Annotated in this window: 9 protein-coding genes; 5 read left to right on the forward strand and 4 right to left on the reverse strand. The window is 45.8% G+C overall.

From position 1 onward, the window contains the following. The first annotated feature begins 58 nt into the window (after positions 1 to 58). The 5 genes from carB to CLV59_RS07090 all read left to right on the forward strand — a co-directional run bounded on the left by carB (position 59) and on the right by CLV59_RS07090 (position 8800). Entirely contained in the window at positions 59 to 2875 is a 2817-nt protein-coding gene (carB, locus tag CLV59_RS07070) for a carbamoyl-phosphate synthase large subunit (protein WP_111591317.1), read from the forward strand. A 677-nt stretch (positions 2876 to 3552) separates the two neighbouring features. Further along, positions 3553 to 5427 carry a ComEC/Rec2 family competence protein gene (locus CLV59_RS07075; RefSeq protein WP_170137664.1) on the forward strand — a complete coding sequence of 625 codons (1875 nt, stop codon included), beginning with the start codon at positions 3553 to 3555 and terminating at the stop codon, positions 5425 to 5427. A gap of 12 nt (positions 5428 to 5439) precedes the next feature. Further along, positions 5440 to 6954 (forward strand): bifunctional phosphoribosylaminoimidazolecarboxamide formyltransferase/IMP cyclohydrolase, encoded by a 1515-nt coding sequence (gene purH, locus CLV59_RS07080; RefSeq protein ID WP_111591319.1) that lies wholly within the window; start codon positions 5440 to 5442, stop codon positions 6952 to 6954. Between the two features lie 171 nt (positions 6955 to 7125). Further along, positions 7126 to 7680 carry an RNA polymerase sigma factor gene (locus tag CLV59_RS07085; protein ID WP_111591320.1) on the forward strand — a complete coding sequence of 185 codons (555 nt, stop codon included), beginning with the start codon at positions 7126 to 7128 and terminating at the stop codon, positions 7678 to 7680. Then, positions 7670 to 8800, forward strand: a complete 1131-nt coding sequence (locus CLV59_RS07090) for an energy transducer TonB (protein WP_111591321.1) — start codon at positions 7670 to 7672, stop codon at positions 8798 to 8800. The genes CLV59_RS07085 and CLV59_RS07090 overlap by 11 nt, the downstream gene beginning before the upstream one ends. Here the strand turns inward: CLV59_RS07090 and CLV59_RS07095 are convergent, their stop codons facing one another. The 4 genes from CLV59_RS07095 to gldE form a co-directional block, all read right to left on the reverse strand. Then, positions 8801 to 10177 (reverse strand): LutB/LldF family L-lactate oxidation iron-sulfur protein, encoded by a 1377-nt coding sequence (locus tag CLV59_RS07095; RefSeq protein ID WP_111591322.1) that lies wholly within the window; start codon positions 10175 to 10177, stop codon positions 8801 to 8803. Between the two features lie 67 nt (positions 10178 to 10244). Continuing rightward, on the reverse strand, positions 10245 to 10814 hold the full coding sequence (locus CLV59_RS07100) for a DUF3109 family protein (protein WP_111591323.1): 570 nt from the start codon (positions 10812 to 10814) through the stop codon (positions 10245 to 10247). A gap of 79 nt (positions 10815 to 10893) precedes the next feature. Next, positions 10894 to 11493 carry a gliding motility lipoprotein GldD gene (gene gldD, locus CLV59_RS07105; protein ID WP_111591324.1) on the reverse strand — a complete coding sequence of 200 codons (600 nt, stop codon included), beginning with the start codon at positions 11491 to 11493 and terminating at the stop codon, positions 10894 to 10896. A 24-nt stretch (positions 11494 to 11517) separates the two neighbouring features. Further along, positions 11518 to 12861 carry a gliding motility-associated protein GldE gene (gene gldE, locus CLV59_RS07110; RefSeq protein WP_111591325.1) on the reverse strand — a complete coding sequence of 448 codons (1344 nt, stop codon included), beginning with the start codon at positions 12859 to 12861 and terminating at the stop codon, positions 11518 to 11520. Between the last annotated feature and the right edge of the window lie 78 nt (positions 12862 to 12939).

Here is a 12939-nt window from a genome sequence, read left to right on the forward strand (position 1 = left end):
TGTCCCCATCGTTGGCAGAAGAATCAATTTGGTTTTTCATTTTCAATAGATTACACAAATGCCAAAAGACTCATCTATCAAATCTGTTCTCATTATCGGTTCTGGTCCTATTATTATTGGTCAGGCTTGCGAATTTGACTATTCCGGATCACAGGCAGCACGCTCGCTGCGTGAAGAAGGAATTAAAGTGATTTTGATTAATTCCAACCCCGCGACCATCATGACAGATCCAATGATGGCCGATAAGGTGTATTTGCTGCCACTGACCGTGGAGAGCATTGAGCAGATCCTGGAAGAAAACCAGATAGATGCCGTGTTACCTACTATGGGTGGGCAGACTGCGCTGAATCTTTGTAAAGAAGTGGATGAACTGGGGATCTGGGAGAAAAACAATGTACGCCTGATTGGTGTGGACATCAAAGCGATCGACAAAGCGGAAGACCGTGAGCAGTTCCGTCAGTGGATGATTCAGCTCGGTATTCCGGTGGCTCCTGCCAGAACAGCTAACTCTTTCCTGGAAGGTAAAGAATTTGCACAGGAGATCGGATTTCCACTGGTAATCCGTCCTTCCTTCACTTTGGGAGGTACTGGTGGCGGTTTCGTTCACAGTAAAGAAGATCTCGATGAAGCACTGGACCGCGGTCTGAAAGCTTCTCCAATCCATGAAGTACTGGTTGAGAAAGCCGTACTTGGTTGGAAAGAGTATGAACTGGAACTGCTGCGCGACAAGAACAACAACGTTGTTATCATCTGTACCGTAGAGAACCTGGACCCAATGGGTATTCACACAGGCGATTCTATTACGGTTGCGCCTGCTATGACCTTGAGCGATACCGCTTTCCAGGACATGCGTAACAAAGCGATGATGATGATGCGTGACCTCGGTAATTTTGCCGGTGGTTGTAACGTTCAGTTCTCCCTGAATCCTGAAAATGAGGAGCTGATTGCGATCGAAATCAACCCTCGCGTAAGCCGTTCCTCTGCACTCGCTTCTAAAGCTACCGGTTATCCGATTGCTAAAATAGCGGCGAAACTCGCTATCGGCTATACCCTGGATGAACTGGAAAATCAGATCACACAAACTACTTCTGCATTCTTCGAACCAGCGCTGGACTACGTGATCGTAAAAATGCCTCGTTGGAACTTCGATAAATTTAAAGGTGCAGATGACACCCTCGGCTTACAGATGAAATCAGTAGGTGAGGTAATGTCTATCGGCCGTACTTTCCCTGAAGCCCTGCAGAAGGCTTGCCAGAGCCTGGAGAACGATGCACTCGGTCTCGGTTACTATGGTAAATCCATGCTTAAAGGCGAACAACTGCTGGAAAAACTGAAACGTCCAACCTGGGATCGTATTTTCCGTATTAAGGATGCGCTCATGGAAGGTGTTTCTGTTAAACATATTCATCAGCAAACTTATATTGATCGTTGGTTCCTTCACCAGATCAACGATATCGTAAGCCTGGAAAAACAACTCATGGAACATGACCTGGAAAGCGTTCCAGTAGACATGCTCCGCGATGCGAAGAAAATGGGCTTCTCCGATAAACAGCTGGCTATCCTCTTCGGTAACTGCGAGGAAGAAGAAGTATACGAAAAACGTAAAGGAAATGGTATCACCCGTACCTATAAAATGGTAGATACCTGTGCGGCTGAATTTGAAGCTAAGACGCCTTACTTCTATTCAACTTTCGATTCCGAAAATGAAAGTAAGGTTACAGATAAAAAGAAAATCATTGTACTGGGCTCCGGTCCTAACAGAATCGGTCAGGGTATCGAATTCGACTACTGTTGCACACACGGTCTGCAGGCGATCCAGGATTGCGGTTACGAAGCAATCATGGTAAACTGTAACCCTGAGACAGTATCTACCGATTTCGACATGGCAGATAAACTGTACTTCGAACCAGTATTCTGGGAGCATCTCTGGGAAATCATCGAACTGGAAAAACCAGAAGGGGTGATCGTTCAGCTGGGTGGCCAGACAGCATTGAAACTGGCTAAACGCCTGGAAGAAAAAGGTATTAAGATCATCGGTACTTCCTTCGATAACATGGATATCGCTGAAGATCGTGGCCGTTTCTCCGATATGCTGAAAGACCTGAGCATTCCTTATCCGAAATATGGTACTGCTTACAATACTGACGACGCGATTGAAGTAGCGAAAGAAGTAGGTTATCCTGTACTGGTACGCCCATCTTATGTATTGGGTGGTCAGCGTATGCGTATCGTGATCAACGAGGAAGAACTGGAAGAATCAGTACTCAGCCTGTTAAGACACCTGCCAGGTAACAAAATCCTGATCGACCACTTCCTGGATCGTTGTCAGGAGGCTGAAATCGACGGTATCTTCGATGGCGAGCAATTCCATGTAATGGGTGTGATGGAACACATTGAGCCTGCAGGTATCCACAGTGGCGATAGCCATGCGTTACTGCCAGCGTTCAACCTCACTCCAATTGAAGTAACCACGATGGAGTACTACGCTGAGAAAATTGCTCGTGCACTGAATATCCGCGGTCTGATCAACATCCAGTTCGCCATTAAAAACGGACAGGTTTATGTGATCGAAGCCAACCCTCGTGCTTCCCGTACCACTCCGTTCATCGCTAAAGCATACCAGGTTCCTTACCTGAACATTGCTACCAAAGTGATGATTGGCGCTAAGAAACTTTCTGACTTCACGATTGAGAAAAAACTCACCGGATTTGCTATTAAGGAGCCAGTATTCTCCTTCAACAAATTCCCAGGTGTGAATAAAGAACTCGGTCCTGAAATGAAATCTACAGGAGAAGCAATCCGCTTCATCAAAGACCTGCGTGATCCTTACTTCAGACAGCTGTACAAAGAAAAGAGCATGTACCTGAGTAAATAAGTTACAAAAGCTTTAATAATACAAGGAAAGCCTCCGCAGCAGCGGGGGCTTTTTTTATGGCTGTAATAGCAGCCCATGGCGGATCTTGGACGATACTGAGATGAAAAGTGCTAGGGCAATTTCATTAAGCATGCTCAATTTCTTTCTGTTTTCCCAATGGCGCCAGTGGCATCCAAGAGAAAAGAAAAAAGGCGAAAGTCTTGACCACCGCAGGTCGCCAAGACTTTCGCCACTATATCATCAATTGAAAATTCGTGTAAAAAAATAGAGCCTGATAAAAATCAGGCTCCTTCTTTTCCCTCAAAATAACCATTAAAGACACGACTATTGAATCTTGATACGATACAAATAGCGTGACCGGTAATGCATTTTACAAATAATATTATATTTAAAGAAGATGTTAACTAATCAATAACAGATGAGTAAATTATTAATATTAAATATATTGAGTTATAATAATTTATAAAAACTTTAATCTGGGACAATTTCTGCGATAATACCGCAGTCGACCGGAAATTTCCTAGTGACCATATATTTATATGCCCCCCCAAAAATAGCTGTTTTATTAACATTTGCTAAAGGAATTGGATACTTCGGAGTACTAACTTTAATACATAAAGTGTTAACCCGTTATGTTATTTGAATCCTCTTTATCAAGTTTGGATACAAAGGGGCGTATGCCTTTTGTGCGCCTGGTCATCCCGTTAATGATGGGTATAATCGCCCAATTTTATCTTGATTTCTCCGTATATACGTTTGGGTTATTGCCGCTGATAACCTTGTTGAGCTTGATTTTTCGCTGGCTGCCGCCGGCACGCAAGTATGCCTGGCGTCATTGGTTGCACGTAATTGTACATGTACAATTGTTTTTCGTAGGGGCCATCATGTTATACTGTCATGATTTGCGGTATCATCCGTTGTCTTACCAAAAGAGTTATGTTACGGGAGATGACATCCTGCTTAGGCTGGAAGGGCCGCCGGAAGAGAAGCCCCGGAGCATCAGCCAGACAGCCACTGTATTGGGATTGAGCCATGAGGGAAGTTGGAAACCAGCCACAGGGAAGTTACTGGTATATGCAGAGAAGCAGTTGAAAGACAGCTTGCAATGGGGAGATGATATATTGGTGAGGGCTACGCCATCGCCTATACGTAATGGGCCGGGCGGCTTTGATTACCGGCAGTATTGTGCTATGCAGGGGATCTCCGGGCAATTGTTTTTGCGCCGGGGAGACAGCCAGCTCTTTCGACGGAACGGTCCCTCATGGTTGGAGTACGGGTTATATAACGGACTGCACTTCTGTACGGAAACCTTTCAGAAATATATAGGAGCGCCTGAAGCAGGCATGGCCTCCGCCTTGCTGGTAGGGTTCCGACAGGGCCTGGATAAAGAAATTGTCCAGGATTACAGTAATACCGGTATCATACATGTAATAGCCATCTCCGGTATGCACCTGGCTTTGCTGTACAGCAGCCTGTTATTATTGCTCTCCTGGCTGCCCGCCAATAGGGCCGGAAATTGGGCCAAGGCACTGATAGTATTGCTCTTTCTCTGGGGATTTACATTGCTGACCGGAGCGAGTGCCTCTGTTCTTCGTGCAGCCGTTATGTTTAGTGGTACCACTATCGGGCGTTTTATACTTGTGCGACAAAGTAACATCTTTAATACCCTGGCGGCTTCCGCTTTTCTGCTGCTATGCTATAATCCCTACCTGGTGATGGATGTGGGTTTCCAGCTGTCGTACCTCGCTGTAATGAGCATACTTTTATTTTATACCCGCATTTATGCCAGCCTGAAATGCCGTAAGAAATGGCTGGACCATCTCTGGCAGATGGTGGCGCTAACGCTTGCTGCGCAGATATTGACAACGCCTGTTTGTCTGTATCTATTCCATCAGTTTCCAACCTGGTTTCTGCCCGCTAATCTACTGGCAGTACCACTTTCTACCGTAGTGATCTACCTGTCTATTTTACTTTTGGCCATATCCCCGTTTCACTGGGTCGCACATGCTATAGGGATATTGGTAAAATGGCTGATAGTGGCGATGGATGCAAGTGTACGTTTTATCGGACATTGGCCCGGCGCCCTTATAAAAGGGATTAGTTGCCATATTCCCTCCGTTTTACTGATTTATGCCGCTATTGGCTGCTGGGTGATATATCGGCAGCAGGAGTTGAGATCTGCCCGGGAATGGGCTGTTTATTGCTGTTGTGGGGCAATGGCAGCGGGAATACTGGCAGTCTTCCTGCAGCCGCCACCGCAAGACTACCGCTACAACCGTTATATTCTCCATAAAGGCCGAAAAATAGTGGTCATAGATTCCGCCCTGGGAACCTGCATACCTGATAAAAAGTTCAAGGTCGATTATATTTTACTGACGAGAAATCCACATACAGATGTTCGGCGGATACTGGCTTTCTACCGATTTGACACCCTTGTAATAGGGGCCGGAAATGCTCCGCGGCGGATTGAGCAGTGGAAAAGTGAATGTGACGACTTAACTTTGCGCTTCATTTCGGTTCCAGACCAGGGAGCCTATGTTATTAATTTCTAATGTTTTCCATTCATGCAAAAGCAAATTAAATCAGCTCTGATCTCCGTTTTCTATAAAGATAACCTGGAGAACATTGTAAAAAAATTGGGTGAACAAGGTGTAACTATTTATTCTACAGGTGGAACCCAAAAATTCATTGAAGACCAGGGCGTAAAATGTGTAGCGGTTGAAGACCTCACTGCTTACCCTTCCATCCTCGGTGGTCGCGTTAAAACACTGCACCCTAAAGTGTTTGGCGGTATCCTGGCTCGCCGGGAAAACCCACAGGACCTGGAACAGCTGAAACAGTATGAAATTCCTGAAATCGACCTGGTGATCGTGGATCTGTATCCTTTCGAAGAAACAGTGAAAAATACCAGCGAAGAACAGACTATCATTGAAAAAATTGACATAGGTGGCGTATCTCTCATCCGCGCTGCTGGTAAGAATTTTAAAGATGTTGTAATCGTTGCCAGCAAAGACCAGTACGCTGATCTGGAAAAAGTGCTGACCGACAACAACGGCGCTACCTCCGTAGAAGACCGCAGAAAATTTGCCGCTAAAGCATTTGAAGTATGCGCTAACTACGATGTAGCCATCTCCCAGTATTTCCTCAACAACGAACCAGGCGACTACTTCCAGGTATCTGTGAAAGAAGGCCAGGTAAACCGTTATGGTGAAAACCCTCACCAACGCGGCGTTTTCTATGGAGATCTGAACGAAATGTTCAACAAACTCCATGGAAAAGAACTGTCTTTCAACAACCTGGTAGACGTAGACGCTGCTTGCCAGCTGATCCAGGAATTTGCTGAAACGACCTTCGCTGTTATCAAACATACCAACGTTTGCGGTATCGCTTCCCGTCCAACCCTGGCTGCTGCCTGGGAAGCCGCACTGGCTGGCGATAAGGAAAGCGCTTTCGGTGGCGTACTGGTTTGCAACAAAACCGTAGACGCACAAACAGCTGCTTCCATCAACGAAATTTTCTTCGAAATACTGATTGCTCCGGGCTTTGACGCAGATGCACTGACCCTGCTCCAAACAAAGAAGAACCGCATTCTCCTGGAACAAAAACAACCAGTGAAGAGCAAATATGCTTTCAAAAACGTATTAAACGGCGTACTTCTGCAAGATGCTGACAACGGTAACTACAAAGAATGGAATGATGTAGGCGCCCGTCCGGCAAATGCTGCTGAAAGAGCAGATCTGGAATTCGCTAATATTGTCTGCAAACACCTGAAATCCAACGCTATCGCACTGGTAAAAGATAAACAACTGGTAGGTAAAGGTTGTGGCCAGACTTCCCGCATCGATGCGCTCCGTCATGCTATTGAGAAATCCGCTCAGTTCAACTTCGACCTGAAAGGCGCTGTGATGGCTTCGGATGCATTCTTCCCATTCAATGATTGCGTAAGCATCGCACATGAAGCAGGTATCACCGCTGTGATTCAGCCTGGTGGCTCTGTTCGTGATAACGACTCCGTTGAGTTTACCAAAGCGAACAACATGGTGATGGTAATGACCGGTATGCGTCACTTCAGACACTAAGCAGTAGCATCATAAATTATCACTAAGCATCCCGTTCTCCACTTAAAGGACGGGATGCTTTTTTTATGACCATTAGTCTCTCCCGCATCAACTTTTTATCTTATTAGATTTTAATACTATTATTGCCGTCAGAACAGACCGAAGTAGCAATTGTTTTTACATCAAAATATAATGAAAGACGCCACTGACGCGGATTTGATCCAGGAGTACAAACACTCCGGCAAACTCGAAGTCCTGGCAGCCCTTTACCAGCGTTATATGAACCTGGTATATGGCGTATGTCTGAAATATTTTGAGGAAGACGCCAGCAAAGATGCCGTGATGATGATTTTTGAGGAGCTGATTGTGAAGGTGCAACAGCATGACATTCAGAACTTTAAGAGCTGGCTACATGTACTGACCCGCAATCACTGCCTGATGAAAATCCGTTCCATGAAGAATAAGGAATCCAGGCAGGTGTCTATTGATGATACCCAACTTATGGAAAACGGAAATTCCGGGCATCATGAGGGTGAAGTTACGCTGGAAGATAACCTCCAGGCAATGGAAAAGTGTATGGATACCTTGCCGGAAGAGCAGAAACGCAGCGTAGACTTGTTTTATCTTAAAGAAAAAAGCTATCGGGAAGTGAGCGCACTTACCGGCTATGATATGAATAAAGTGAAAAGCTATATTCAGAACGGGAAGCGCAATCTAAAAATTTGTATGGAGCAAAATGGCGGATAAAAAACCACATAAGGACCAGCCAGTAAGCCAGGAGCTTATCCGACAGTATCTCGCAGGAGAGCTGGACGATAAAGCTATGCATGCCCTGGAACGCCAGGCCCTGGATGATCCGTTCCTGGCAGAAGCCCTGGAAGGGTTCGAGTCCTCCATCCCTGATCAGTCCGCCAATTTAGATGAACTTCATAGCAGACTGGCTACTCGTGTAGCCCCTGAAAAAGGCAAAATAAGGCCATTATACACCCGGATCGCTGCCGCAGCGGCTATCCTGTTATTATTGTTTACCGGGGGCTGGTTCCTCCTGAAACAGCCTGTTACGCCTAGTCGTCATCCACAGGTGGCAGGAGTACCGCATATACCCGATACTGCCGCAGAAAAGGTAACCGAGGACCAGGCAAACGCAACCGTAACAACGCCAGCTCCGGCCGCTGCACAACCAGAGAAACCTTTGATAGCAGCAGCATCTCCACAAAAAACGAAAAAAGTAGCCGCTGAAAAATCAGTGGTAAGTCGCGAAGCCAGCGCTGAAAAAATGAACGCTGATGCAGCGGAACCTGCAGTGGCATTTGCTGCTCCTACACCTAAAGTAGCTGCTGTTGCAAAGGAAAACGAGTCCATTGTTGCGGGTAATGTATTATATAAGGCTCCTGTAAACGATATTCAGCTACAGAAAAAATACGCAGATACGGCAGATAAACAAGATTTCCTCCAAGGAAGATTAGCAGGCGTGGAAATTAGTGCGAATGCTAAGAAACGTGATAAGGCATTAAGCGAAGTGGTGATAACAGGCTACTCTCCTAACAATGCTGCTGATGAAGATGTAGACGTATCAGAAAATAATGCGGGGCCTCAACCCGTAGGTGGCTATCCTTCATTCATCAAATACCTGAATGATAAACGGATGGTTACCGATAGCCTGATTGCCGGCAATGTAGTTCGTGTGGCGTTTACGGTGCTTCCTTACGGCGGACTGGAGAGCTTCCGGATTGTAAAGGGCAAAAATATAGCCGCCAATGAGGCAGCTATAAATATTATTAAGTCCGGACCAGCGTGGCTGCCTGCTAAGAATGGTCAGCCCCAGGAGGTAAAAGTGAGAATCGCCTTCCGGATGAAAAAACAATAATTATTTTCTTCTCTCTTTCCACATCTGATTAAACGACTTCGGCGCAAATACCGGTAGATCGCGGTTATCGCCCCAGCTTTTCGCAAAGAAACGGCGCAGCAGGATATTTTTCCATTTACCGCTGGCCATATTCATCATTTTACGACTCAGACATCCCTGTTTCCAGCCAAACCAGGCTAATTTCTCAGAGCCGGAAGTAAAGTTCTCTTCCACCGCTTTCTGGCGGTTATGGAGTAATAATTCATGCAGATTGATACGCACCGGACATACTTCAGTACAGTTGCCACAAAGGGACGATGCAAAGCTAAGATGCATGTAAGTGCCTATATCTTTCAGATGTGGGGTAATTACAGCGCCAATAGGGCCACTGTAAGTAGTGCCATAAGTATGACCGCCAATGTTCTTGTAAACAGGGCAGGCATTGAGGCAGGAACCACAACGAATGCAATACAGACTTTCCCTGGCTACTGTATCCTGGAGGATATTGGTACGACCGTTATCCATCAGGATGACATACATTTCTTCTGGTCCGTCGATTTCATTTTCCTGGCGCGGACCACTGAAAATGCTGTTATAGGCAGTGATCAGCTGACCGGTACCATAAGTGGCCAGTAGTGGCCAGAAGAGGGCCAGATCAGTAATAGAAGGCAATACCTTTTCAATGCCCACCAACACAATATGTGTTTTAGGAAATGCAGTACTCAGACGGGCATTACCTTCATTTTCCGTGACACAGATAGAACCTGTATCTGCGATGATGAAGTTGGCGCCTGTGATGCCGATTTCAGCATCTAAGTATTTCTGGCGGAGCTTTTCGCGGGCCACCATGGTGAGTTGTTCGGGAGTAAGTCCTGGATCAGTGCCCAGTTTTTCAGCGAAGAGGCGGGCTACATCTTCCTTGCTTTTATGCATAGCAGGCGTCACGATGTGATAAGGGGGCTCTTCATCCAGTTGTTGGATATATTCTCCGAGATCCGTTTCTACGCACTCAATACCATTCGACTGAAGGAAGGAATTCAGGTGTACCTCCTCAGTGGCCATGGACTTGCTTTTTACGATGCTTTTGCAGCTTTTCGCTTTACAGATAGCAAGGATTTCCTGTTGTACCTGTTCGGCTGTTTCTGCCCAGATCACCTTGGCGCCTCTTCTGGTGATATTCATTTCGAATTCTTCCAGGTGCTTATCGAGGTGCTCAATGGCTCTCCATTTCACATTTTTGGCGCGTTCGCGGGCTCCCTGAAGATCAGTGAACTGCAGCTTGCCGGCTTTAACCGCCGTATTGTATTTTCCTATGTTGAAGTTGATAGTCTGCCGATGACCTAGATCAGACGCTTTTTTTTCGCTTTCCTCAAGAAAGTGGGATGCTGTTTCGTGCATAAGCTAATCCGATAAAATGCGTAATAAAGATAGTTTATACCGGAGGAATTACGAGCGCATAATTTCCTCATTTGTATTGCTTCTGTGCAATTTCATCCAGCACTTCATAAAATTCCGTGCCGTATTTTCTGATGATTGCTTCTTTTAGGAAGCGGTATACAGGCACCTGAAGGGCTTTCCCGTTCTTACAGGCGGGTTTGCATATATCCCAGCGGTCATAATTGACTGCTTCGAAGCTGTCATATTTCGTAATGCGGATGGGGTAGAGGTGGCAGGAAATGGGTTTCTTGTAGTCCACCACACCATCTTTAAACGCTTTCTCGATGCCGCATCCTACTACGCCATGTTCATCTATGGATGCGTAGGCACAGATGCCACTTTTGACAATCGGTGTAACGTAACCGTGTTCCGGGTCCGTTGTATGGGTACCGGTTTTCTCGATTTCGCTGATACCTTCAGGACGGAGATAGGATTTGATTTTAGGGTAAATCTTTTTCAGGATTTTGAGTTCCTCTTTATCGAGCGGCGCGCCACAGTCGCCCGCCACGCAACATGCGCCTTTGCAGGCCGACAAATTGCATACGAACTGCTCTTCAACTACTTCATCACTGATATACTTGTCGTCGATAATAATCATTGGGTATGGTCTGATGCTGGGTTACAGCGTGTTTTAGTTTACAGACCACAAAGTTACGGGAAAAAGCGGGCTTTTTTTACTACCTCCAATGCAAGGATTCCACCAGTTTGCGCATATCCTGTTCCAGGAATTTATTGACAGGTGCCAGGGAGTCTGCGTTAGGGGTGGCATCAAAATAGAGCGCACCACGGAGGAAGTGACTGGATGAGTCTGTTACAAAGAACTGACGGGCAGAAGCCGCATTGCCGCCTACAGCGTAAAATGTACCGTACACATTGTTAGGAGTAGCGATGGCATTTTCATCGATATAATCCGCCTTGTATGTGTGTTTGTAGGTCATTTTAAAGGCATCATCAATCAGTTTGCGCAGATTATTCTGGCCCTGACCAATGATTTTATAGCTGAGATAGATTTTCCCATTGAGACTGGGGAAGTCGATATTAATCCAGTAAGGGTTTTCCGGTTTATCGCCGAAAAAGGAAGTATCCTTGATGATCTGGGCGTATTCCGGATATTCGAAAGTGTATGGGTATCCTGGCGCGTCAAAGGTTTTGTATTTTCTTTCCGGGAAATTGATCTGGAAATAACCTCTTGGTTTCGGTGTATAGGCTTGTTCACAGGCGCTGCATACAACAGAGAGTATCAGACATGCGAACAGGAGATGTTTTCTTTTTGGCATTTCAGGATATACGTTTGAGAGGGCTTAGGCTTCTTCAGAAGCGTCTGGCCTTACAGTTACCTGTACTTTCTGGATGCGCATTTTATTCACTTCCAGTACAGTAAAATCATAGTTGCTGTAGCTTATAACGCTGTTTTCTTCAGGAAATTTTCCGGAGAGTTCCAGTATTAGTCCACCCAGGGAATCGCTTTCACCTTTAACAGTTTCAAAGGTATCGGCGGAGATGTTCATGATGCGGCAAACGTCGTTGAGCATGGTTTTGCCTTCAAATACATAGGTGAAATTATCCACTTTGCTGTAGTTGAATTCTTCCTCATCGAATTCATCTTTGATATCGCCGATGACTTCTTCCATGATATCTTCCAGGGTAACGATACCGGAGGTACCGCCGAATTCATCCACCACAACGGCGAAATGCATTCTTCTGCTTTGAAATTCGTGGAGGAGGTCTTCAATAAGTTTATGTCCATGAACAAAGAAGGGTTGGCGCATGATTTCGTGCCAATCGAAGGTATTGTCTTTATCCAGGTGAGGTAGGAGATCTTTAGTATGGATAACGCCTACGATGTTATCCAGGTTTCCTTTGTAAACCGGAAGGCGGGAGTAGTGAAGGTCTGCCACGCGTTTCACCACTTCGGAGAATGGGAGGTCGTATTCGATGCCGTTTACATCGAGTCTGCCTCTCATAATCTGTTTAACGGTGATATTTCCGAATTTGAGAATTCCTTTCAGGATATTTTTTTCTTCTTGAGAGGCGGTAGGGTCTACGCTCATTTCGATGGCCTGGTCTATTTCCTGGTAATTAACAGGACCTGCGCCACGGTGGAAGAGTTTAGCTTCAATGCTGCCGCTCATGGATACGAAGAAATCGCTGACAGGTTCGAGGGTAGCATGTACAATACTAACGAACCAGGCGAAATAGGTAGCAAAGCGAATATTGTTTTGCGCTGCCCATACGCGGGGGAGTATCTGGCCACAGAACAGGAGTACGAGGCAGATAACAGATATGCGGACCACATAAGAAACAACCGGCAGTGTTTGCAGGTCTTCCATTTGTGTGATCAGGTAATTGGTGGTGAGAATAAAGGCGATAGCCAGCACTATACCTGCTATTTGCAGGGAGGCTAGCAATGACCTGGGTTTTTCCAGCAATTTGGTAATGAGTTTGCCGGAGGCGTTCTGTCTGGTTTTAAGAACGTTAAGGTCCTTATAATTCAGGGAAAAGAATGCCACCTCTGCACCTGCAACGATAAAGGTGAGTAACAATAGTACAAAAATCACCAGCGAAAACACCACAACATTGGGTGCAGCAGTAGCGCTGTTGGTTTGCAGGAGTGAGGATATGTTGCTTGCCGGAGTGATATCCAAGTTTTACAGCTTTGATGTAACAAATCTAGATAGTAGGAAATCCAAACTGCAGAGGCAGGTATGAATATTCCATGCACG

Source organism: Chitinophaga dinghuensis (assembly GCF_003259435.1).
GTDB classification, from domain to species: Bacteria; Bacteroidota; Bacteroidia; order Chitinophagales; family Chitinophagaceae; genus Chitinophaga; species Chitinophaga dinghuensis.